The following is a 22,684-nucleotide window of genomic DNA, read 5'->3' as shown; positions in this document are numbered from 1 at the left end:
GTGTTTCACGATGTTGATGCGCACCGACCCCTTCCGTGAGCTGGACCGGCTGGCGCAGCAGCTGATGGGCCCGGGCACCTGGTCGCGGCCGTCCCCGGTGCCGATGGACGCCTACCGCGAGGGCGACCAGTACGTGGTGGCCTTCGACATCCCCGGTGTCGACCCGGACGCGATCGACATCGACGTGGAACGGAACATGCTCACCGTCAAGGCCGAGCGCCGGCCGGTGGCCAAGGCCGACGACGTGCAGATGGACCTGTCGGAACGGCCGCTCGGCGTCTTCTCCCGCCAGATCGTGCTCGCCGACACCCTGGACACCGAGCACATCCAGGCCGACTACGACGCGGGCGTGCTCACCCTGCGCATCCCGATCGCCGAGCGCGCCAAGCCCCGCAAGATCGCCATCGGCGTCGGCTCCGGCCACAAGGAGATCTCCGGCTGACACCGGCCGGGCCGGTGCGGAGGACGGGCACCTGATCTCCCCCCTCCATCCCGCCCTCCGCACCCTCATGCGCAGTCCGTGCAAGGAGAGGGATTGCGGCCCGATGACTCTGCGACGCGAAGCGTTCCTCGACCACGTGAAGGAACGCGGCGAGTACGACACTCCCGAGGAAGCCGAACGCGCGGCCCGCGTGGTGCTCGCCCTGCTCGGCGCACACCTGGTCGGCGACGTCCGCGCCCAGCTCGCGGCCCGCCTGCCGGAGGGCTTCGCCCTGATCCTGCTCAACCCGCTGCAGAGCGCCGAACCGCTGCCCCCTGAGCGGTTCGTCCGCGCGACGGCCGCCTGGATCGAGGGCGCCACCGAGCAGACCGCGAACTGGGACGTCAGCGCCGTGCTGTCCACCGTCGCCGACACGGCAGGCAAGGACCTGATGGGGCAGATCCTGTTCCAGCTCCCTGTCGGCTACGACCTCCTCTTCGGCCGCCCTCAGCCCACCTGACCACCCACCGCCGGTGACCAGGTGACCACACACCGGCCACCACGACCTGGTGACAGAAAAAACCACCGCAGTGATGTCCGACCACAGTGCACCGATCCAGCATCCCTACGGGAGGGCGTACGAGCACATGCTGGAGAAGTCCGCTACGAAGGCGCCTGCCCCACCCGGGAGAAGGCCGAGGAAGCCGTCCACCTCGTCCTTTCAGGACTCGGGCGCCAGCTGACCGGCGACGAACGCGTCGACCTGGCCGCCCGCCTGCCCGTTGAGGCCGCACGCATCCTCACCGCCCAGATCCCTGACACCCAGCCGCTTGGCGGCTGGGCCTTCGTCAAGGACCTCGCCGCCCGCACCGGCGCCTCCCTGGCCACCACCCGCTGGGATACCGGATCCGTCTTCTCCGCCGTCGCCGCCTACGCCGGCCCCGACCTCATCACCCGCATCCTGCGCCGGCTCCCCTCCGGCTACGCGCTGCTGTTCGGCCGCGCCGAACTCACCCGAGCCGCGTAGCCGACGACGTGCGGGCGTGCTCGGGGCGGACGCGACGACCGCCGCGCCCGCTGTCCGCTCCATCGCCCCTGGGGCGCGCGAGGTGACCGCCGTCGCCCGCATCGGCGTACTGGCGCGCGGCAGCGCATCGGGGGGCCGACGCTGTCACCAGCCGCAGATGGGGGGCACGTCCGGTGACACGCGGCGGGGTGCCGCTCGGCAACTACCGGGACTCCCAGCCGTGTGACGCGGGACCCATGGTTGGGGTGAGCAGCGTCGTGGCGCTTGGAGCCTGTCCCCGAGTAGTAGGCGTGGACCGGTCAACGCTGAGGTTGATCATCGTGGGCGGATTGGGCCGGGGGATGCCATTCGGCCATGACGATGGCGGCGTCGTCCTGTAGCTGGCCGTGGTGGTAGTCGAGGATGGCGTGGATGAGGCGGCGCATGGCTTCGGGGCAGGTTCGCCAGCGGCCAGGGCGCGGGTGACCAAGTCGACGAGCTGGTTCTCGCCGAACTGCCGGCCGGTGGCCGAGCGGGCTTCGGTGACGCCGTCGGTGTGGATCAGGATGCGGTCACCGGGTTGCAGCTGAGCCTGGTGCACGGTCCGGGAGGGCTGATAGCCGGGGCCCAGGCCGAGTGGCAGCTCGCCGTGTGCTTCCAGTGCCCCCGCGACGACGTGGTGGGCGCGGATCAGGAGCGGTGGCGGGTGGCCGGCGTTGATCCAGGACAGGTGCCCGGTGTCGAGGTCCAGGTACGCGAAGACGCCGGTGAGCAGGCCGCCGGGCCGCCAGTGGTGCAGGTCTTCGTCAATCCGGGCGGTGATGTCGGTCAGGGTGCCGCCTGCGCGACGGGTGGCCCGGCAGCCGGCCAGGGCGACGGCGGAGGCCAGTCCCGCCGCGAGGTCGTGCCCCATGGCGTCGACCACGGTCAGGTGCAGGCGTCCGTCGTCCAGGCCGTGGTCGGAGGCGTCCCCGCCGACGTCGTAGGCGGGCTCCAGCACGGCCGTGGAGGTGACCTTGTCGGTGCCCAGGGTGCGCGGAGGCAGGAACGCCCACACCATTTCCGCCGCCGTGGTCATAGGCCGTCGGCGCGCGGCGCGGCTGAGCAGGCCGCTGAACCCGCTCTTGGACACGACAGTCAACGCGGTCACCGCCGCTAGCTGCGTGGCGCCGTCGAGGATCGCAGACGTGATCTGGTCGGCGACGATCTGGAGAACGCCGATCCGCGCGATGCCATCGACCAGCGGCAGCCACACCGCCAGCGGCTGGCGCGACAGCCGCAGTGACATCGTCCGGTATGCCCACCCGGCCACCGTCCCCTCAACCGTCAACGCCGGTGCGTTGTCCCCCGCACCCGGACCGGGCAAGGGCACGAGCAGATTTTCCTGTACATCCGCCAGGTATACGGTCGCCGACACCATCCCCAGCCGGCGGGCTGCCTCATCGACCAGCTGGGGTAGCTGCAGCGGGGCCGCCGTGTGCGACCGCTCCAGAAACAGCGCCAGTGCGGCCCGCGGTTCCTCGGGCATCGCGCACCGGGTCCTTTCGCAGTCTTGGCCCCTCCTTTGAGTCTGAGGCCTGTACGGCCTCGGTGCCCGGCCCGCCGACGTGAACAGCCCTGGGCCGAGCCAAGCCTTTTGAGCAGGCAGAGACCTGCCGTTCGTTTCTGCCTGCGCCGTCGGTCAGACCCGCTGGGCGAGCTCGGCCAGCTGCGCGGCAGCCCGGGCGGGACGTCAGTGGCGCCGACGCGAGGTCACCGTGAACTGGGCGCCGTCGGGGTCGCGCAGCACGGCCTCGTGCTCGCCTTCGTGCAGGACACTGCCGCCATGCTTCCCCGCGCTCTGGACGCACGGTCCCACATCGGCCACGGCGAAGTGGACCTGCCAGTGCGGCCGCACAGAAGGGTCGGGCGGTGCCTCCACCGAGCCCGACTCGATGCGGGCCACGATGTCGCCTCGGCTGCGCAGCAGCACTTCGCCCGCCGCGTACTCGACCTCGCAGCAGCCGGGCAGGTCCGAGGCCCAGTCGAGGATCTCACCGTAGAAGATGGTCGCGTCGAAGGCGTCCCGGGTGTGCAGGGTGATGAACGTCGGCGCCGCCTGCCGCCATGCCTCCCACTCGGTGACGAGTTGCCCCTGCCATACCCCGAAGCGGGCACCGTCGCGGTCCGCGAGCAGCGCCGCCCTTCCGGGCGGGAAGGAGATCGGCCCCACTGCCACGGTTCCGCCACGCTCCCGGACCCGGCCGACCGCCTCGTCGGCGTCCGCCACGGCGAAGTACGGCGTCCAGGCCACGGCCATCTGCCACACGGTGGCCGTCTCGGTGATCCCCGCGACGGGGGTCCCATCCGCCAGTGCGGTCCGGAAACGGTCGCCGAGTCGGGCCGTGCGCCACCGCCAGCCCAGCACGGCCGCATAGAAGTCCTGGGTCGCGTCGAGGTCGCGGCTGCTCAGGCTCACCCAGCACGGCGCGCCGAACACGGAGCGCGTGGAGACGGCGTCCGTCGCACCGGAGGAGTGTGTCGTGCCGTGGATCATGGCCATCGTGCCCTGGTTCCGTACGCCGTCGGCCGCCGCTCTGACCTCCAGTGTCCGACCGGAGTTCGCGTCCCGCACGTCTCTTGCGACGGGTTCGCCACTCCACCCGTCCGGCGCACTTCGCTGCCGAGGCGCAATTCGTTGGTTCTGCCGTGACAGCACAGCGATCTGGCACGGGTGTGCGGTACACGGAGTTACGCGTAGCGCTACGGCGTGTCCTGGCGCGCAGCGAGCCCGCGTTCATCGGGCGCCTGGGCATTGCCGGCGATGAGAAACGTGCGAAAGGGGTTGAGTCGCCCGGTTCACACGGTTCTGCGTAGACGCGCACGGTGGATGGTGACCTGTACGGCCGACCAGCCGGAGGTGAACCGCGATGACGCTGCCCGTACGACACCGGCCGGGGGAGCCTGCTGTACAGGCCCTTCGCCGGCTTCGGGTGGGGTGGACCGGGCGCCGCCGAGTTCAAGGATCTGTTCGAGCGCATGAACCGACTGAGTCGGCAAGACCACGGTGGCCCGCCTGCCGGCGCAGCGGCTGGGCGTGCCCTTCGCGGACGGCGACGCCTTCCACTCCCCGGCCGACATCACCAAGATGCCGTCCGGCACGCCGCTCGACGACACCGACCGTCGGCCCTGGCTGGAGTCCGTCCGCCGCTGGCTGCACCAGCGGGATGTGGCGGGCACAGGTGCGGTGGTCGCCTGCTCCGCATTCAGGCGGCGCTACCGCGACGTCCTGTGAGCGGCCTGCCCGGGCGCCATCTTCCTGCCCCTGACCGCCAGCCCCGAAGTGCTGGCGGACCGGCTCGGCGGACGCACCGGCCACTTCATGCCGAGCTCGCTCCCCGACTCGCAACTTGCCACGCTCGAACCCCTCGAACCGGAGGAGCCGGGAGCCGAACTCGACGCGACGCAGGCACCCGACATCCTCGCCGACCTGGCCGCAGACCTGCTGGCGAGACAGCTTCACTGACTACGGCTCCGCCACGCACCAGGACCTGGGACCGGATCGGCCGGACGCCCGTCGGTCGGCTCAGGAAGCGGGCTCGGGGCGGGTGTCGATGGCAGGCGTGGCCGGCTACAAGCCGGGCCGGCGCTCCCGGCCCGTCGGACTCTGGCGGTCCTGGGTACGTGAACCGGCGGCGACCCGGTGTCGCCGCCACAGGCTGTGCTCTCCGCGGGCCCGCCTCCGTGCCCGGCTGGCCGACGAGATGGCCGCTCCGCCGGTACGGCTGGCCATCGACAAGCTCGCCAGCGAGGGCTTCGACGCCCCCACCAGTGTCCCCTCCCGGAGCCAGATGACGGCGGAGGCAGGTGAGCGCCAGGGTGAACGGCAGGTGGTGGATCGTGGCGACGCACGTGATGGCGTCGTAAGGGCCGGCAGGCAGCTGGCCTACTCCGACGTGGCCCGCCGCCTGGAAGTCTCCGGGTGTGGCCGAGCAGGTGATTGCTTCAGCCCCGGCGTTGAGTTCGGGGGCTGGTGGCTTTGGACGGCAGTCTGTGCACGTATTCGATTCGCCGGCCCGCCCAGAAGTCGAGCTGGGAGTCGGTTTGTTGGTCGAAGCCGATGCCGGCCCAGCCGGTGAAGGTACGGGTGCCCATCGTGAGCGGATGTGCTTCGGGTCGGCTGAGGAGTTCGTCGGATCGCGAGGGGTCGATACGGATCATGAGTTCGCCTCCGGCGCGGACACCGACTGCGGCGTGGCCTGCCACGAAGGAGGTCTCACCACGCCGAACATGGACCGGTCGTCGGATGGGGTGTCCATGCTGGCGATGCATGCGCGGACTTGTTCGACCATGTTCTGGCGATCGCTGTCGGGGCCGCTTTCGCGGTTCACGGGCATCTCTTGACGTTGTTCTGGTCGGCACGGCTGTGGGATGCCGCCGGTTTCGCAGCACGTGGCGTGGCTGCGGGTGGGCGGCGGGGTGTCGTCATCTGTCGGTGAGGCAGAGCGCGGCAGTCGCATGGGCTTTGCGGGCCAAGGCCTCGCTCGTGCCGCCGGAGCCAGTCCGGCACCTGCGCGACCTCACCCGCTACCGCGCCAGCCTCGCCGGAGAGCGGACCCGCGAAGCCCAGCGGCTGGAGGAGGAGTTGGAGGACGCGGGCATCAAGCTCTCCAGCGTGGCCACCGACATCATGGGGGGTTTCCGGACGGGCCATGCTCGCCGCCCTGATCGAGGGTGAACGCGACGTCCACGCCCGGGCGGGGATGGCCAAAGCCCGCCTGCGACCGAAGTTCCCCGCACTGGTCGAGGCGCTGACCGGGAACTTCGGCGCACACCACGCGTTCCTCTGCCGACTGCACCTGGAACGCATGGACCACCTCACCGGGGCGATCGACGAGCTGTCCGCGCGGATCGAGGAGGAGGTGCTCCCTTTCGCCCGCCAGCTTGAGCTGCTGGCCACCGTGCCCGGCGTCGGCCAGGGAGTCGCCGAAGTCATCATCGCCGAGACCGGCGGCGACATGTCCCGCTTCGCGGCCGCCGGCCACCTCGCCTCGTGGGCCGGGGTCTGCCCCGGCCACCACGAGTCCGCCGGCAAGCACAAGTCCGGCCCGCAGACGCCACGGGAACCGGTGGCTCGGCGCCGCCCTGGGCACAGCGGGCATGGCGGCCTCCCGCACTCGAGAGACCACCTACCTCGGCGCCCGCTACCACCGGCTCATGCCCAGGCTGGGCAAGAAGAAGGCCCTGGTCGCCTTCGAACACCCGCTCCTGACCGCGGTCTGGCACATGCTCACCAAAGATGTCGCCTACCAGGATCTCGGTGGCGACTACTACGCGAAGTACAACCCCGAGCGAGCCATGCGCCGCATCACCCGCCAGGCCAACGCCCTCGGCTTCACCGTCCGCTTCGACCCCATCGAGGCCGCATGAACACATCCCACCGATCACCTCACTGACCTGGGCTCATCTTCATTTTCGGACCAGCGTCAAGCTCAGACCCTCAGTTATTGCCGCCTTCGTATTGACTCAGTCGTCGATGGTGACCCCGGAGAGCTTGTCGGGGTCGAGGACGAGGTCGATCTCGGCGATGTGCTCGTCGACGACAGTGATGCCGACTACGGCGAGGACGCCGGCGCGGCCGGTGGCGATGATGCCGGCGGCGCCGTTGACCAGCGCCGGCTGGCACAGGGTAGCGAACCGCGGTCCGAACGTGGTGGCGTGCTCGGCAACGTCACGGGCGCCGACGAGGAGGGCGGGGCCGAGCCAGGGGCGGGGGCCGGTGTCGACGCGGAAGACGACGTCGGGGTCGAGGAGGGTGATCAGGGCTTCGAAGTCGCCGGCTCGGGACGCGGCGAGGAACGCGTCGACGACGCGCCGTTGGGTGGGCAGGTCGGCGTCGGGCATCGTCACCGTCCCGCGTAGCCGGCGGCGGGCCCGGCTGGCGAGCTGGCGGGCGGCGACGGGTGTTCGGTCCACGATCGGGGCGATCTTGTCGAAGGGGACGCCGAACATGTCGTGCAGGACGAATGCGAGTCGTTCGGCCGGTTCCAGGCTCTCGAGCACGACGAGTAGGGCAAGGCCGACGGAGTCGGCGAGCAGGCTGGCTTGTTCGGGATCGTGGGTCTCCTCGGTGCTGACAACGGGCTCGGGCAGCCAGGTGCCGACCAGGTTCTCGCGCCGGGACTGATGGCTACGCAGCATGTCGATGCACACCCGGCCGACAAGGGTCACCAGCCACGCGCTGATGTTGTCGATGCTGCTGCTTTGCGAGCGGGTGGTACGGATCCACGCCTCCTGGAGGGCGTCCTCGGCCTCGGTGAGCGAGCCCAGCATCCGGTAGGCCACCGCCTGCAGTCGTGGGCGGTGGGCCTCGAACTGCTCTGCGAACCAATCCAGATCATCCATGCCCGTCTGCTCCTGGCCGCTCTGTGGCCCGCTCGCATCGCGGACAGTCTCGTCCCTCACCGCCGCGCGGCCTTGCGGTACTTGGGCTCCCAAACCCTGCGGTAGACGACGCGTGCGGGCGCGGGCAGGAGCCTGAGGACCTGGGTCTTCAGTTGCTCGGTGGCGCCGTCGAGCAGCCACGGAAGGTAGTCCGCGGCGCCCTTGATCCCGCCCTGCTGGTCACGGATCTCCTTGCTGAAGGCATCCCAGCCGGCCTTGCCCAGCCGACGCTCGAGCAGCGGCAGCGCCTGGGACTCCTCGTGGATCATGTGCGCCGACAGGCCCTTGGCCAGGACGGACATTTCTCGTTCGAGAGCCTTGGTGTTCTGATCGGCGATGGCGGCGTTGATCTGCTCGACGCGTGGGTCGAGCGAGGCGTGCTCGGCTTCCATGTCGTCCAGGATGCGATGCTCGTCGGGATCGGTGACCGCCGCCCGCAGTCGCGGCCACAGCACGGTGTCCTCGGCAGAGTGGTGGGTGTGGAGCTGCTTGCTGAACAGCTGCCAGGTCGCGACGACCGCAGGGGAGTGGCCGCGTCCGTCCGCGACGGCGTCCAGCAGGCGGTCCAGGTCGCGGTTGAAGGCGTCGTGTGCGACATACATCATCGTGAAATCGACCGGGCCGGCCAGGGCTGCGCGACGTTCCCACGCCGCGGTGCTGGTTTCGGTGACTCCGGGGTGGTGGTTGCTCATCAGTGTCTCCAGCCGATGGTTGTCGGTGCCGGTCGTGGTCAGTGGCTGCCGAACGCTTCGCGGCGGATCATCCGCAGCACGGTGGGAGCACCCTTGGTGGTGTTGACCGCGACGAACTTGCCGATCCACACCCGGCTGGTGGCCTGGGCCAGCATCGACGCGGCCAGGTCGGCGCGGCTGGTGAACACTCGCTCGGAGCGGTTCTCCGCCAGCTCGTAGTCACTGGGCTGCTCCGCGTCGAACAGGCCGCCAGGACGCATGACCGTCCAGTCCAGGCTGGACTGGCGCAAGAAGGCCTCCATGCGGCGCATGTCGGCGTACGTCGTCTTGCCGATCGTCCGGGTGACCATGGGCTGCATCACCCGGTTCAACAGGAACCCGCCGTCGGCGTGCCGACTCGGCTCAGTGCCCGCCGAGCTCACCACTACCAACCGCTTGCGCCCGTGGGTCGTCATGGCATCGGCGATGGACGCGATCCCGTCGCTGTAGATCGTGATCGGCTTCCGGCTGAATTGCACCCCCAACGTGGAGAGCACCACCTCACTGCCCTCGACAATCCGCGCAGTCGCTGCCCGGTCGTGCACGTCCGCTCGGGCGACCGTCAAGCGCGTGGCCGCGATGGGGAAGCTGTCGGGGTTGCGCGTCACCGCAACGACCTCGTGGCCGACCTCGAGTGCCTGCTGGGCGAGCTGGCGGCCGGTGCCGCCGTTCGCGCCGAAGATGACGATCCGCATGTCCGCTTCCTCGTCCTGTCCTGGTCCGGCACGGCCGTTCCGTGCCCTCTCGTACAAGAAGTCGGATCGCACGGCACAAACGTGACAGCCAGACTTCAGCGCAGCCTCGGTCGAGCGGTCGGTGCTGGTCGATTGGTTTCCGCGGGCCGCGTCTCGGACCGCCGCATGCCATAGGCGGCGTCCACGGTGCAGACACGACTGGGACAAGCGGAAGGCCATCTGCCCACGCGGGGAACCGGCTTGCGCGTGGCGGAGGTGGCGCGGAGGTCAGTGGACGTTCTCGTGCCCGGCGTGCGCCGGTGCCGGGCCGCCGACCGTGGTCGTGGTCCGCGCCGCCGCGCGGGCCGCGGCGTCCGGCAGGGTGAAGGCGAAGACCGCGGTGACGGCGGCGATCGCGGCGAGGGCCAGATAGGCGTCCTGGTAGGCGCCGATGGGCGGATGGGCGGGGGCCGCCGTGGGGGTGCCGAGCACCAGGGCGGTGGTGACCGCCGCGGGAGCGAGCGCGCCGCCGGTCTGGCGTACGACGGTGTTGAGGGTGGAGGCCTGGGCCAGGTCGGGCTTGGCGATGTTGGCGAGCGACGCCACCGTCGTCGGCATGAAGACGCCGCCCATGGCGATGCCGAGGAACAGCATGTAGGCGCGGAAGGTCCACAGCCCGGTGTTCTCGTCGCAGGTGGAAAAGAGCAGCAGCACCACGGCGACCCCGGCCATGCCGCATCCGACGATCACTCGGGGTCCGACGCGGGCGTAGAGCACGCTGGCGAGCTGCACGGTGAGCAGGACGCCGAACGCCTCGGGGAAGGTGCTGGTGCCGGACTCCAGGGCGGTGCGCCCCTGCGCCTCCTGCAGGAAGAGTGGGCCGAGGTACATCGCGCCGAGGATCGGGATCAGGCCGACGAGGTTGATCAGGTTGGTGTCGCGGAAGAGCCGGTCCGTGAAGAGCCGGAGCTTCAGCAAGGGCTTGGTGGTGCGCAGTTCGAAGACGACGGCGGCGGCCAGCACGACGGCGCCGAGGGCCAGCCCCGCGATCACGGGAGCGGAGGACCAGCCCTGGTTGGGTCCCTCGCAGATCCCGAACATTGCGGCCCCCAGCCCGGCGGCGCTCAGCAGCAGTCCGGTCAGGTCGAAGCGGCCGCCCGGCCGGCCGCGCTGCTCGGCGAGCAACAGCATGCCGAATACGACGACGGGGATGCCCACTGGAAGGTTGACGTAGAAGACCCAGCGCCAGGACAGATGGTCCACGAGCAGCCCGCCGAGGATCGGCGCGGCGGCCGGGGCGATCTGCTGGGGAACGATCATGTACCGGGATATCCGCACCTGGTCGGCGGTGTCGAAGGTGGCGAAGAGCAGCGCGGCGGACGCCGGGAAGAGCACCCCGGCGGTGAGTCCCTGGATGGCGCGGTAGCCGACCAGTTCGGCGAGCCCGGGGGCCGTGCCGCACAGCAGTGACGAGGTGAGGAAGGCGCCGAGCGCCCAGAGCAGGACGCGTTTTGCTCCGAACCTCTCGACGAGCCAGGCGGAGGCGGGGATGGTCATGGCGAGGCAGACCGGATAGACCACGACCACCCCGTCCAGGGCGGCCGTCGTGAGGTCGAACTGGCGGGCGATCGAGGGCAGCGCGACGGTGGTGATCGCGCCGTCGACGATGGCGATGAACGTCACGCTGGCGCAGATGACGGGGACGACCAGACGCTGGCCAGGACGGCGGAGCCGGGGTGACAGCCGGAGGCGGCGAGGGGACGACAGCACATGCTGAGCATACTCAGTATGTGGCTGCTCATAGAATCTGGTTTTCCAGCCGGACCGGGCAACGGCCTTCCCGGGCCGGGGAACGTTCGACGGGGAGCGGTCATGGCAGTACAGGGCAGCAGCGACATCCTGGTGGACGAGCTGTACGAGACGACACACCAACTGCGTCAGTTCGTGGAGGCACGGCTGCGCACCGGGGGCGCGTCGGTTGCCCGGCTGCGCGCGATGCGGATGTTGGCGCATGCCGAGGAGCCGCTGCGGATGCGGGACCTGAGCGACCTGACCGGTGTCTCCGCCCGGACCACGACCAGCATCGTCGACAGCCTGGAGCGCGACGGCTTGGTTGAGCGCGTCCGCCATCCGCACGACCGCCGTGCCTTCCTGCTCCGCCTTACGGACCGAGGCGTGGAGTGCCACCGCGAGGCGGAGGTGGTGGACCGCGACGCCCTCGCCGAGGCCACGGCCGGCTTGGACGCCGAGGACCGTGACCGGTTGCGCGCCCTGCTGGCCCGTATCCGCAGGGCCACGGAGTGACCGACGGTTCCGTCCGGAACCCCTTCGAAACATTCGAAGGAATCGGCGTTCGCAGCCCCTCCGAAAACGAGGCTTCCACCAAGGCCGGGTAGTTAGCGTTTTCGCAGGTCACGCGAGTGAGTTGAAGGGTTCCGACGCAGAGCGACGGAGCTCGTTGGTACAGGCAGTCGACCAGGACAGCTTGTCCCGAAGGAGCTCCGTTGCCCCGTCATTGTGTCCTGCCGTCTGTGCTGACGGCCATCACCCGAACGGTCACCGTGGCCGGAGGCCGGTTCGCTCCTGGGCATCTGGGGGAGCTGACGGCAGTCGTGCCGTTCGAGCTGGTGGACGCGGTCCTTGCAGGCATCGAGCAGGAGATGTGCTCACTGCTCACGCTCTACCAGGCCCTTCGCACCGTGATGGTCGGTGCCGCCGAGTCTCTCCCCGGCACCGACCCGGACCGCTGCCGTTTCAGCATCACACTCCACACCGTCCGCGACCAGGTGATCCAGGCCAACGGCAGCATCCCCGCGGACACCGATCGGCACACTCTCCTCGGGATGATCGGCCGCCGGATCCTGACCGGTCTGCTCCCGCCCTGCCGACAACGGGTCAGCATCCGCAAGGTCAAGTTCCCGATGTCCCGCTACAGCGAGCGCCACGCCGACGGCCGGCCCGGCACAAGCCACACCGTCACCCACCTCGACATCACCGTCCTCGAACCCGTGGATCAACCCGCACCGCCCACGGCCTCCCGGGACGACCGACACGCCACACCCTCCGCACGGCGCCGGCACCGCATCCTGGCCCTGCTCCAGGAAGACCCCACGCGTCTGTGGCAACCCCGTGACATCGCCGCCTACTTCGGCGATGTCACCCTGGAAACCATGTACAGACAACTGAACCGATGGGCCGCCGGCGGCCTCATCCACATACTCGACCCCGGCCCCTACGCCGCAACAGCGTGGTCCCCAGCCTCACTTGCGTGACCTGCGAAAACGCTAACCACCCGGCCTTGGGCCTTGACTCCGAGTCTTGGACATGGGTCATGCGGCTGGGGCCGGCGTAGTTGGTGTTGTTCGGGACGCTGTTTCGTAGGCGTTCGGCCTGCGGTGTCCGAGGCGGGAGTGACGGCCGAGATCACCCGGCCGGGGACCGTGTTCGATCAGAACCGTCCTCATGATCGATGGAGATACGGCTTCTTGACACGACTCACCTGGGTTCTGTCGGGGCTCGAGCCGTCCCGGGGGATGCCGTTGCGGGAAGCGGGACGCGCCCGAAGCAGTCGATGTGCGCGGGGCAACCTGGCCGGCAGCCGGCAGTGGGGCGGTTCGAGGGGCAATGGCTCCAGTGCCCGCGGTACGCGTCCGGAGCGATGTGTCACGTGCTGTCGAAAATTTCGAAGGTGCCGACGACTCAGTGCCGGCCGGCGGTCGGGGGCCGGGGGGCTGTGCTGCTGCGCTCGACCAGGCTGGTGGCCAGGTCGACGCGCAGCGCGGACGGCAGGTTGCCGCGGGCGAGGTCGATCACCATGCGCGCGGCGACCTCGGCCATCTCGGTCAGCGGCTGGCGGACGGTGGTCAGGGGTGGGCCGACCCAGCGGGCGATGGGCAGGTCGTCGAAGCCGACGACGCTGAGATCCTCCGGGATGCGTAGGCCCAACTCCCGTGCGGCCTCATAGAGGCCGAGCGCCTGCAGGTCGTTCCCCGTGAAGATCGCGGTGGGCCGGTCCTCGAGGCGCAGCAGCTCCAGGCCCGCCCAGTAGCCGGTCTCGTGGTAGAAGTTGCCCTCGCGGATCAGTGCGGGATCGAAGGCGACGCCGCCCGTCTCCAGCGCGGCCCGGTAGCCGTCGATCCGGGCGCGGCTGCACATCATCCGCTGCGGTCCGGCAATCATGCCGATGCGCCCGTGGCCCAGGTCGAGCAGGTGGCGGGTGGCGGCGAGGCCGCCGTTCCAGTTGGTCGTACCGACCGCCGGCACGTCCTGACCGGGGTCCCCGGCCGGGTCCATCACCACGAACGGGATATCACGACTGGTCAGCTGCGCCTGCTGGGCCTCGTCGAGCCCGGACAGCACCAGGACCACGCCGGTGGGGCGGCGGGCGAGCACTCCGTCCATCCAGGACTGCCCGAGGCTGAGCCGGCCCGAGGATTCGGACAGGACGACGCTCATCCCCTCTTCGCGGACGACGTTCTCGACCCCGCGGATGACCTCCATCGCCCAGGCGCTCTCGAGCTCGTGGAACACCAGCTCAAGCAAGGGGCTGGGCGGGGCGTTGTTGCTGCGTCGCCGCTGGTAGCCGTACTGATGCAGCAGCTCCTCCACCCGCTCCCGGGTGGCGGGGGCGACGTCCGCGCGGCCGTTGACGACTTTCGAAACAGTCGGTGTGGACACCCCCGCCTCGCGCGCGATTTCGGCGAGTGTCGCCGCTCTGGTCACGAGCCCCTCCTGTGCTGCCCTGGTGTGCGAAGTACGTCGTCACTGCGGCTGTACAAGACGGATATTAGCTGGTCAGGGCCCCAGCCGGTACGTCCGAATCGAGATCTTCCAAACCCTTGACGGAGATCGACGTTACGCCTAGGTTTCCCGCAGCATTCGGAAACCACATCGAAATTATCGACGGAGTGGCAATCCCATGGGTTCTCTTCGCGTGACCGTTCGCAACGGTGCGACCCGGAACAGACTCGCCGCAGCAGCGGCAACGACCGCGCTGCTGCTCGGTCTGACCACCGCATGCGGGTCCAGCGGCGGCTCCAGCTCCGGGGCGATCCACGTCCTCGTCTACGGGGACTCCGCGAACAAGGTCGAAAAGCAGATCGTCGACACGTTCAACAAGACCTCGAAGGTCAAGGTGGTGCTGGACACCATCCCCGGCGCCGACTACCAGTCCAAGCTCAACACGATCATCAACACCCCGCAGGCCCCGGACATCTTCTTCAACTGGGGCGGCGGCAGCATCGCGCCCTTCGCCAAGAAGAACCTCCTGCTCCCCTTGGACGACATGATCGCCAAGGACCCGGGGCTCAAGGCCAACTTCCTCCCCTCGGTGTTCAACACCGCGGTGGTCGACGGCAAGTCCTACGGTGTCCCGATGCGCGGCACGCAGCCCGTGCTGCTCTTCAACAACAAGAAGGTCCTGGCGGGCGCCGGCCTGAGCGTCCCGCAGACCTGGGACGACCTGATCAACGACGTCAAGGTGCTCAAGGGCAAGGGCCTGACCCCGATCGCGCTCGGCGGCGGCGACCAGTGGCCCACCCTCATGTGGTTCGAGTACGTCTTCGACCGGGTCGCCGGGCCGGACCTGTTCCAGAAGGCGCTCGCCGGTGACAAGAGCGCGTGGGCCAGACCGGAAAGCCAGAAGGCCCTGAGCATGCTGAAGCAGCTGGTCGACGCCGGCGCATTCGGCAGCAACTTCGACTCGGTGAAGTTCACCGACGGCGGGTCCCCGGCGCTGCTGGCCAAGGGCAAGGCCGCCTTCGAGCTGATGGGCTCCTGGGAGTACTCCACCCAGCAGTCCAACAACCCCGACTTCGCCAAGAACGACCTCGGCTACAGCGCCTTCCCGACCGTCAGTGGCGGCAAGGGCGACCCGAAGGACCTCGTCGGCAACACCAACAACTTCTACTCCGTCCTGAAGAAGACCAAGCACCCCGACACCGTGGCGGCCTTCCTCAAGCTCATGTACTCCGACGAGTTCGTGAAGGCCCAGCTCGGCATCGGCAACCTGCCGACCACCACCAACACCCCCAAGTTCCTGTCCACCTCGGCCAGCCCGGACTACTCGAAGTTCCAGTTCGACCTGGTCAAGGCGGCCCCGTCGTTCCAGCTGTCCTGGGACCAGGCCTACCCGCAGTCGGAGGCCACGCCGCTCCACACGGCCATTCAGAAGTTCTTCGACGGCAAGACCGACGCCAACGGCTTCATCCAGGCGATGCAGTCGCTGTCCACCTCCTGAGTAGGACCGATGAGCTCCCTTTCTCTCGCAGCCGTGTCCGGCCGCCGCCTCAAGGCGCGCCGGCCCGGCGTCGGGGTGACCCGCCCGGGCTTCGTCTGGGCGGTACCCGCGACCGTCTTCTTCCTCCTCTTCGCGATCCTCCCGCTGGTGCTGGTCGCGGTGCTGTCCTTCACCAGCTGGGACGGCATCACCTCGCCGCACTTCAACGGCCTGGCGAACTGGACCAAGCTGATCCACGACCCGGTGATGGCCCAGAGCGTCTGGCTCACCCTCGTGCTCACCGTGCTCGGGGTCGTGACGCAGACGCCCATCAGCATCCTGCTGGGCGTCTGGGCGGCCGGACCCCAGCGCAACCGGGCCGTGCTGTCCGCGATCTTCTTCGTCCCCCTGCTGCTCTCGGCGACTGCGGTCTCGGTGGTGTGGCGCGCCTTGCTCGACCCCAACTTCGGCATCCCGGGCCAGCTTCCCTGGCTGTTCGGCAACGGCAACCTGCTCGGCAGCCAGGCCGGTTCGATCGCGGTGCTGACCTTCGTCGGAATGTGGCAGTTCACCCCCCTGCACGCGCTGCTCTATGAGGGCGGCGCCCGCGCGATTCCGCAGGTGCTCTACCAGGCCGCGGCGATCGACGGGGCCGGCACCGTGCGGCAGTTCTTCCACGTCACCCTGCCGCAACTGCGCAACACCATGATCACCTCGATGATCCTCATGGTCGTCGGCGGGCTGACCACCTTCGACACGGTGCTGATCCTCACCCAGGGCGGTCCCGGCACGGACACCACGGTCAGCGCCTACTACATGTACGAGCAGGGCTTCAAGGAGTACGACTTCGGCGCCGGCTCGGCCATCGCGCTGGTCCTGGTCGTGGTCGCCACCCTCATCTCCCTGGCCGTGGTCCGGCTCTCCGGCTACGACAAGATGCGCGGCACGGCGGAGGGGATCTGATGCGGCAGCGCCCCAACTACCTTGCCGGACTGGGCTCCCTGATATGGCTCGCTCTGATCGGCCTGCCGCTCTACGTGCTGCTGATCGCGACCCTGCGCACCACCTCCAACTACTCCGCCCAGGGGCCGCTGAGCTTTCCGTCGCAGCTGACCCTGAGCAACTACCTCAACGCGTTCTCCAACGGCTTCGGCCAGGACTTCCTCAACACCCTGATCGTCACCGTCAGCGTGGTGGGTATCGTGCTGGTGGTGGTGCCGCCGCTCGCCTACGCCATCGTGCGCGCCCAGGGCCGGACCATCACCGTCGTGTTCCGGGTCTTCCTGCTGGGACTCGCGGTCCCCGCGCAAGCGGTGATCGTGCCCATGTTCTACGTGATCAGCCAGGCCGGACTCTATGACCACCTGATCGGCGTCATCCTGCCCACCGCCGCGTTCTCGCTGCCGGTGTGCACCCTGGTGCTGACCGGGGCGATGCGCGACATCACCCCCGACCTGTACGAAGCCATGGCGATGGACGGAGCCTCCCCGTGGCGGGTCTTCAGGCAACTCGTCCTGCCGCTGTCGAAGGGCGGACTCTCCTCCATCGTCGTCTTCTCGGCCCTCCAGGCCTGGAACGGCTTCCTCTTCCCGCTGATCCTCACCCAGTCGGACTCGACCAAGGTGATCACCCTCGGTCTGTACAACTTCCAGACCGAACACGGCGTCGACGTCCCCGGACTGCTCAGCGCCGTGGTGCTGTCCATGCTCCCCATCTTCATCGTCTACCTGTTCGCCCGCCGCGCCCTGGTCCAGGGGCTCATGGGGGTCGGAGGAAAGTGACCGGCAACATGAACCCCACCGTCGAGCTCGCCAACCCTGTGTGGCGGGACGTCTCGCTCGACCCCGCGACCAGGGCCGACGCCCTAATCGCGGCGATGACCCTGCGGGAGAAGACAGCGCAGCTGGTCGGCGTCTGGGTGGGCGCCTCCGACGAGGGCGGCGAGGTCGCCCCGCACCAGCACGAGATGGAGGAGCCGCCGGACCTTGACGAGCTGCTGCCGAACGGTCTGGGCCAGCTGACCCGGCCCTTCGGCACCGTTCCCGTGGACGCCGCCGTCGGTGCGCTCTCGCTCGCCCGCTCCCAGCAGCGCATCGTCGCCGCCAACCGCTTCGGCATACCCGCGATCGCCCACGAGGAGTGCCTGGCCGGGTTCGCGGCTTGGGGGGCGACCGCCTACCCGGTCCCACTGTCCTGGGGAGCGACCTTCAACCCCGAGCTGGTGCGCACCATGGCCACCGCCATCGGGACCGACATGCGCGCCGTCGGCGTCCACCAGGGCCTCGCCCCCGTGCTCGACGTGGTGCGCGACGCCCGCTGGGGCCGCGTCGAGGAGACCATCGGCGAGGACCCGTACCTGGTCGGCACCATCGCCACCGCCTACGTGCAGGGCCTGGAGTCCGCCGGGATCGTCGCCACGCTCAAGCACTTCGCCGGCTACTCCGCCTCGCGGGCCGGCCGCAACCTCGCACCGGTCTCCATGGGCGCCCGCGAGCGCGCCGACGTCATCCTTCCTCCGTTCGAGATGGCGCTGCGCGAGGGCCGACCGCGCTCGGTCATGCACGCCTACACCGACACCGACGGCATCCCCTCGGCCGCCGACCAGGAACTGCTCACCGGTCTGCTCCGGGACACCTGGGGCTTCGACGGGACGGTGGTGGCGGACTACTTCGGCATCGCCTTCCTCAAGCTCCTGCACGGCGTCGCCGGAAGCTGGGACGAAGCCGCCGGGCTTGCCCTCGCCAGCGGCGTCGACGTCGAACTGCCGACCGTCAAGACATTCGGACAGCCCCTGCTCGACGCGGTCGAGGCCGGCACCGTCCCCGAGGAGCTGATCGATCGCGCCCTGCGCCGGATCCTCGTCCAGAAGGCACAGCTCGGCCTGCTCGACCCCGACTGGAACCCGGTTCCGCAGGCGCTCTCCGGAGCGGAACTGGCCGTTCCCGAGGCGCTGCGCGGCAGCGTCGACCTGGACCCCCCGGCCAACCGGGAGTTGGCGCGCGAACTGGCGGAGCAGGCCGTCGTGCTGCTGCGCAATGACGGCACGCTGCCACTCGGCCGCCCCCGCCGGATCGCGCTGATCGGCCCCAACGCCGACACCCCGACGGCCGTGCTGGGCTGCTACTCCTTCCCCGTGCACGTCGGCTCGCAACACCCCGAGGTCCCGACCGGCATCGCGCTGCCCACGCTGCGCGAGACCCTGGCGGCCGAGTTCCCCGACGCCGAGATCTTCTCCGCGCCCGGTGCGACGGTCGACGGCGACAGCACGGCCGGCTTCGCCGAGGCGGTCGCGGCGGCCCGCGTCGCCGACGTCGTGGTGCTCGCTCTCGGGGACCGCGCCGGCCTGTTCGGCCGCGGCACCAGCGGCGAGGGATGCGACGCCGAATCGATTCAACTGCCCGGCGTGCAGCAGCAGTTGCTCGACGCCCTGCTGGATGCCGACACGCCCGTGGTGCTCGTCATGCTGGCGGGCCGCCCTTACGCACTGGGCCGCGCCGACACGGAGGCGGCGGCGATCGTGCAGTCCTTCTTCCCTGGGGAGGCGGGCACCGAGGCGATCGCCGGCGTGCTCAGCGGGCGGGTGAACCCCTCCGGACGGCTGCCCGTGAGTGTGCCGCGGCACAAGGGTGTTCAGCCCTCCACCTACCTGGCCGCCCGGCTGGCCCAGGACAGCGACGTGTCCAGCACCAGCACCAGCGCGGCCTACGGGTTCGGGCACGGGCTCGGCTACACGGAATTCGAGTGGTCCGCGCTCGACGTCAGCGTCGCGGAGACCGGCACCGACGGCAGCTTCCGGATCGCCTTCGAGGTCCGCAACACCGGCGAACGCTCCGGCTGCGAGGTCGTGCAGTTCTACCTGCACGACCCGGTGGCCTCGGTGGTCCAGCCGATGCAGCGCCTCGTCGGCTACCGGCGCCTCCCGCTCGAACCCGGGGAAGCCTGCCGGGTCCTCCTGGAACTCCCCGCGGACCTGGCCTCCTTCACCGGCCGCACGGGCCGTCGCATCGTCGAACCCGGCGAGCTGGAACTGCGGATCTCAGCCAGCAGCACCGACCACCGCATCACGGTCCCGCTGCGCCTGACCGGCCCGGTCCGGGAGGTCGACCACACCCGTAGGTTGCACCCCGTCGTCACCGTCGAGTGCCGCTGACGCAACGAGAGCCGCGCGTGTACACCGACCTGCCCGAGGAGGCCCGCTCGTACAGCGGCGAGGTCGGCCTGACGCCGGTCAGCACCGGACTGAGCACCGTGGACACCTTCGACGTCACCTTCCCGGGCTTCGGCATGGGGCCGGTCAAGGGTGGCGGCGGACGGGGGCATGTGCTGGAGAACCTGCTCTGGGCGTCCGCCGGGTACGCCCACCTCCAGGTGGACACGCGCGGGCCGGGCTCGGGCTGGAGCCGGGGCGCGACCCCCGACTCCGGCCCGACCGGGCCGGAGGTCTCCGGCGTGATGACCCGAGGCATCAGCTCGCCGCGCACGTACCACTACCGCCGACTGCTCACCGAGGCGGTCCGGGCCGTGGACGCCGTCCGCCGGCTGGACCGCGTCGACCCTGACCGGGTCGCTGTGATCGGACAAAGCCAGGGCGGCGGCACCGCACTCGCTGTCCCCGACCTGGCGCCACGACTCCTACGCCGAACTGCCGGAGAGGGGACGAGTGAGTCGCTGCGCACCGGGTCCGCGCCCTCCTGCCGCACGCGGAGATCAGCTTTCCGAACCGACGCGGACGCAACCCGGCGAACAGTAACCAGCAGTTACGGCACCCCTTGGACTCGCTCCACGGCACCCGGCTGCCCGAAAGGAACACATTCTGTGCGTACGTACGACAACCCTGTGATCAGCGGGTTCCACCCCGATCCGAGCGTGTGCCGGGTCGGTGACGACTACTACCTGGTGTGCTCCAGCTTCGAATACTTCCCCGGGCTGCCGATCTTCCACAGCAAGGACCTCGTGCACTGGGAGCAGATCGGCAACGTGCTCGACCGGTCCGAGCAACTGCCGCTGCCTCTCCCCGGCGCCAAAGCGTCCGGAGGCCTCTACGCCCCCACGATCCGCCACCACGACGGTCGTTACTGGGTCATCAACACCAATATCGACGGCGGCGGCAACTTCGTCGTCTCGGCCGAGCGGCCCGAGGGGCCGTGGAGCGACCCGGTGTGGATCGACCTGCAGGGGATCGACCCCGATCTGGCGTGGGAGGAGGACGGCACCTGCTGGTGCGCGTTCTCCGGGCCCGAAGGCGGCATCAACATGGCCAGGATCGACCCGGTCAAGGGGGAGGTGCTGGAGGGGCCCTTTGCCACGTGGTCGGGCAGCGGCCTCAAGTATCCTGAGGCGCCGCACCTCTACCGCATCGGCGACTGGTGGTACCTGCTGATCGCGGAAGGCGGCACCGAACGCGGCCACAGCGTGTCCATCGCCCGCGGCCGCTCGCCGCGCGGCCCCTGGGAAGGCGCACCCTCCAACCCCCTGCTGTCCCACAGCGGTACCGCCCGCTCCATCCAGAACACCGGCCACGCCGACCTGGTGGAGGCTCCCGACGGCAGTTGGTGGATGGTGCTGCTCGGCGTCCGGCCCCGCGGCTTCACGCCCGACGTGCACGTGCTCGGCCGCGAGACGTTCCTGACCCCCGTGGAGTGGGACGAGGACGGCTGGCCCGTCGTCGCGCCCGTTCCTGAGAGCCACGCGGCCCCGGGCGGTGCCTGGCACCCCGTTCCGGCCCTGCCCGCCCGCGACGACTTCGACGAGTCCGCTCTCGCGCCGCAGTGGGTCTCGCCGTTCACCCGCCCGGAGGGCTCCTGGTCGCTCACCGAGCGCCCTGGCTGGCTGGCCCTCAACGCCACCGGCGCCACCCTCGACCGCCCCGGGTACACCTTCGTCGGCCGCCGCCAGCAACACCACGACTGCCGCGTCACCGCGGCGATCGACCCGGGTACGGGACGCGGGGGCCTCTGCGTGCGCCTGGACGAAGCCCACCACTACGAACTGGAGGTCGGGAACGGAGAGGCCGGCGTCGTCGCCCGGATCGGTCCGCTGCGCCAGACCGTGGCCAGCCGACCGGTCCCGTCCGGCCCGCTGACCCTCACCGTCGCGATCCGGACGAACGACCTTGTGCCCGCGTCGCCCGAACTCACCGATGGCGGGACCACCGGCCCTGACACCATCGTCTTCTGGGTTGGCGATCCCGACGCCTCGGACGCCCAGCCACTCGTCGAACTGGACGGGCGCTACCTGTCCACCGAGGTCGCCTGCGGCTTCACCGGCCGCGTTATCGGCATGTACGCCACCGAGGGCACGGTCGCCTTCGACTGGTTCGAGTACGCCCCGGCCTCGGCGCCCTCCGCTTGACGCCTGGCGTTCGGCCGCGTGCGGCACCTGCATCCGTGCAGGCGCCGCACGCGGCATGCCACGAGACCGCCCCGTCAAAGGGAGTGGCCGACGATGTCGACCTGGGACGCGCCGGTGGCGCCGAGCACCTGGTCGCCGGTGTCGCCATGCCGCTGGCCGATGACCACGAGGCCACCGCCCGCATGCTCCGCGCCCGCACAGCCACCTCCGTGATCGGCGCCGAGGATGTGAACGTCGTCCGCGACATCACCGCGGCCTTCAGCGCGGCCGATGAACGACTCGGCGGCGGCCACGGCCTGACCACCGTCACTGCATACCTCGCTGATACCGCTGCTCCCCTGCTCCGCAGTCGTTACCCGAGCGCGTCCTTACGCCGGGCGGCATTCGGTGCCGTGGCCGAACTCGCCTACCTGGCAGGCTGGAAGCACCATGACCTCGGCCAGGAAGGGGCTGCTCAGCGCTACTACCAGGTCGGATACCAGCTCGCCTGTGAAGCCGACCCGCGCGGCCACGCGGCCTGGATGATGCGCGCCCTCGCCCACCAGTCCCTCAGCCTCAAGCAGCCCCATCACTGCGTCGACCTGGTCGAAGGCGCCCTCACTCGCGGGCTTGGTCACGTCGACGGCCAGACCGAGGCTCTGCTGCACATCACCCACGCCCGTGCCTACGCCGCCGTCGGCGAGAGACCAGCGGCAGCCCGCGCTCTGCTCGCCGCCGACGACGCCCTGCTGCGCGACGACGGTCCCCCGGCCCAGCTACTCCCGCGTGAGCGGACCGGCCGCCGACACTGTCGCCAGCCACACCGCCCGCACGCTGACCGGCCTGGCCGACCACGTCGGCACCGAGCAGCAGCACCGCCCC

20 protein-coding genes and 5 pseudogenes are annotated in these 22,684 nt (G+C 69.9%); 16 read left to right on the top strand and 9 right to left on the bottom strand.

The features are described 5' to 3' along the window. The first annotated feature begins 10 nt into the window (after window positions 1–10). The 3 genes and pseudogenes from JF597_RS29355 to JF597_RS29345 all read left to right on the top strand — a co-directional run bounded on the left by JF597_RS29355 (window position 11) and on the right by JF597_RS29345 (window position 1,448). Complete coding sequence (locus tag JF597_RS29355; protein ID WP_294002298.1) at window positions 11–442, top strand: Hsp20/alpha crystallin family protein; 432 nt, start codon at window positions 11–13, stop codon at window positions 440–442. A 103-nt stretch (window positions 443–545) separates the two neighbouring features. After that, window positions 546–941, top strand: a complete 396-nt coding sequence (locus JF597_RS29350; protein ID WP_294002297.1) for a DUF2267 domain-containing protein — start codon at window positions 546–548, stop codon at window positions 939–941. Window positions 942–1,011: 70 nt separating this feature from the next. Further along, window positions 1,012–1,448 (top strand): annotated as a pseudogene (locus JF597_RS29345) (DUF2267 domain-containing protein). Window positions 1,449–1,650: 202 nt separating this feature from the next. Here JF597_RS29345 and JF597_RS29340 read toward each other — a convergent pair. Continuing rightward, window positions 1,651–2,955 carry a PP2C family protein-serine/threonine phosphatase gene (locus JF597_RS29340; protein WP_294002296.1) on the bottom strand — a complete coding sequence of 435 codons (1,305 nt, stop codon included), beginning with the start codon at window positions 2,953–2,955 and terminating at the stop codon, window positions 1,651–1,653. Between the two features lie 204 nt (window positions 2,956–3,159). Beyond that, window positions 3,160–3,963 carry a VOC family protein gene (locus JF597_RS29335; RefSeq protein ID WP_294002332.1) on the bottom strand — a complete coding sequence of 268 codons (804 nt, stop codon included), beginning with the start codon at window positions 3,961–3,963 and terminating at the stop codon, window positions 3,160–3,162. Window positions 3,964–4,461: 498 nt separating this feature from the next. Between JF597_RS29335 and JF597_RS29330 the strand changes: the two are divergent. Beyond that, a pseudogene (locus tag JF597_RS29330) lies at window positions 4,462–4,932 on the top strand (gluconokinase, GntK/IdnK-type); the annotation flags it as partial. Window positions 4,933–5,242: 310 nt separating this feature from the next. Here JF597_RS29330 and JF597_RS29325 read toward each other — a convergent pair. Further along, window positions 5,243–5,347: pseudogene (locus JF597_RS29325) on the bottom strand (class I SAM-dependent methyltransferase); the annotation flags it as partial. A gap of 43 nt (window positions 5,348–5,390) precedes the next feature. Between JF597_RS29325 and JF597_RS29320 the strand changes: the two are divergent. Both JF597_RS29320 and JF597_RS55705 read left to right on the top strand, forming a co-directional pair. Further along, a complete protein-coding gene (locus JF597_RS29320) occupies window positions 5,391–5,810 on the top strand; it encodes a hypothetical protein (RefSeq protein ID WP_294002295.1) in 420 nt (139 codons plus the stop codon). Window positions 5,811–5,952: 142 nt separating this feature from the next. Continuing rightward, on the top strand, window positions 5,953–6,144 hold the full coding sequence (locus JF597_RS55705) for a hypothetical protein (protein ID WP_366916460.1): 192 nt from the start codon (window positions 5,953–5,955) through the stop codon (window positions 6,142–6,144). Here the strand turns inward: JF597_RS55705 and JF597_RS29315 are convergent. Next, entirely contained in the window at window positions 6,095–6,451 is a 357-nt protein-coding gene (locus JF597_RS29315; RefSeq protein ID WP_294002294.1) for a hypothetical protein, read from the bottom strand. The genes JF597_RS55705 and JF597_RS29315 overlap by 50 nt on opposite strands. Between JF597_RS29315 and JF597_RS55700 the strand changes: the two genes are divergently transcribed. After that, window positions 6,368–6,862 carry a transposase gene (locus JF597_RS55700; RefSeq protein WP_366916461.1) on the top strand — a complete coding sequence of 165 codons (495 nt, stop codon included), beginning with the start codon at window positions 6,368–6,370 and terminating at the stop codon, window positions 6,860–6,862. The two genes, JF597_RS29315 and JF597_RS55700, sit on opposite strands and share 84 nt — an antisense overlap. Before the next feature lie 70 nt (window positions 6,863–6,932). Here JF597_RS55700 and sigJ read toward each other — a convergent pair whose 3' ends face one another. From sigJ to JF597_RS29290, 4 genes are all read right to left on the bottom strand, one after another. Beyond that, the gene (gene sigJ, locus JF597_RS29305) at window positions 6,933–7,811 is read right to left on the bottom strand and encodes an RNA polymerase sigma factor SigJ (RefSeq protein WP_294002291.1); all 879 of its coding nucleotides are present in this window, start codon (window positions 7,809–7,811) and stop codon (window positions 6,933–6,935) included. 56 nt (window positions 7,812–7,867) lie between these two features. Continuing rightward, on the bottom strand, window positions 7,868–8,542 hold the full coding sequence (locus JF597_RS29300) for a hemerythrin domain-containing protein (protein ID WP_294002289.1): 675 nt from the start codon (window positions 8,540–8,542) through the stop codon (window positions 7,868–7,870). Between the two features lie 38 nt (window positions 8,543–8,580). Next, window positions 8,581–9,276, bottom strand: coding sequence for an NAD(P)H-binding protein (locus JF597_RS29295; protein ID WP_294002287.1), 696 nt, complete (start codon window positions 9,274–9,276; stop codon window positions 8,581–8,583). Between the two features lie 267 nt (window positions 9,277–9,543). After that, window positions 9,544–10,938, bottom strand: a complete 1,395-nt coding sequence (locus tag JF597_RS29290) for a DHA2 family efflux MFS transporter permease subunit (protein WP_294002285.1) — start codon at window positions 10,936–10,938, stop codon at window positions 9,544–9,546. A gap of 189 nt (window positions 10,939–11,127) precedes the next feature. Between JF597_RS29290 and JF597_RS29285 the strand changes: the two genes are divergently transcribed. Continuing rightward, window positions 11,128–11,559: a MarR family transcriptional regulator gene (locus tag JF597_RS29285; protein ID WP_294002283.1), complete on the top strand. Its 432-nt coding sequence runs from the start codon at window positions 11,128–11,130 to the stop codon at window positions 11,557–11,559. Window positions 11,560–11,759: 200 nt separating this feature from the next. Then, window positions 11,760–12,527: a hypothetical protein gene (locus JF597_RS29280; protein ID WP_294002282.1), complete on the top strand. Its 768-nt coding sequence runs from the start codon at window positions 11,760–11,762 to the stop codon at window positions 12,525–12,527. 427 nt (window positions 12,528–12,954) lie between these two features. Here the strand turns inward: JF597_RS29280 and JF597_RS29275 are convergent, their stop codons facing one another. Next, a complete protein-coding gene (locus tag JF597_RS29275) occupies window positions 12,955–13,977 on the bottom strand; it encodes a LacI family DNA-binding transcriptional regulator (protein WP_294002281.1) in 1,023 nt (340 codons plus the stop codon). Window positions 13,978–14,188: 211 nt separating this feature from the next. Between JF597_RS29275 and JF597_RS29270 the strand changes: the two genes are divergently transcribed. The 7 genes and pseudogenes from JF597_RS29270 to JF597_RS29240 all read left to right on the top strand — a co-directional run. Then, on the top strand, window positions 14,189–15,493 hold the full coding sequence (locus JF597_RS29270; RefSeq protein ID WP_294002279.1) for an extracellular solute-binding protein: 1,305 nt from the start codon (window positions 14,189–14,191) through the stop codon (window positions 15,491–15,493). 9 nt (window positions 15,494–15,502) lie between these two features. Continuing rightward, complete coding sequence (locus JF597_RS29265; RefSeq protein WP_294002278.1) at window positions 15,503–16,435, top strand: carbohydrate ABC transporter permease; 933 nt, start codon at window positions 15,503–15,505, stop codon at window positions 16,433–16,435. Further along, a complete protein-coding gene (locus JF597_RS29260; protein ID WP_294002276.1) occupies window positions 16,435–17,253 on the top strand; it encodes a carbohydrate ABC transporter permease in 819 nt (272 codons plus the stop codon). The genes JF597_RS29265 and JF597_RS29260 overlap by 1 nt, the downstream gene beginning before the upstream one ends. Window positions 17,254–17,348: 95 nt before the next feature. After that, on the top strand, window positions 17,349–19,622 hold the full coding sequence (locus JF597_RS29255; protein WP_294002331.1) for a glycoside hydrolase family 3 N-terminal domain-containing protein: 2,274 nt from the start codon (window positions 17,349–17,351) through the stop codon (window positions 19,620–19,622). A 134-nt stretch (window positions 19,623–19,756) separates the two neighbouring features. Continuing rightward, window positions 19,757–20,092, top strand: a pseudogene (locus JF597_RS29250) (acetylxylan esterase); the annotation flags it as partial. 195 nt (window positions 20,093–20,287) lie between these two features. Continuing rightward, a complete protein-coding gene (locus JF597_RS29245) occupies window positions 20,288–21,823 on the top strand; it encodes a glycoside hydrolase family 43 protein (protein ID WP_294002330.1) in 1,536 nt (511 codons plus the stop codon). A gap of 134 nt (window positions 21,824–21,957) precedes the next feature. Then, a pseudogene (locus JF597_RS29240) lies at window positions 21,958–22,681 on the top strand (tetratricopeptide repeat protein); the annotation flags it as partial. Window positions 22,682–22,684 lie beyond the last annotated feature (3 nt).

It is taken from the genome of Streptomyces sp., assembly GCF_019510245.1.
In the GTDB taxonomy this organism is placed as follows: Bacteria; Actinomycetota; Actinomycetes; order Streptomycetales; family Streptomycetaceae; genus Streptomyces.
The sequence above is the reverse complement of the archived record's forward strand: the minus strand, read 5'-3'. Positions and strand labels throughout refer to the sequence as shown.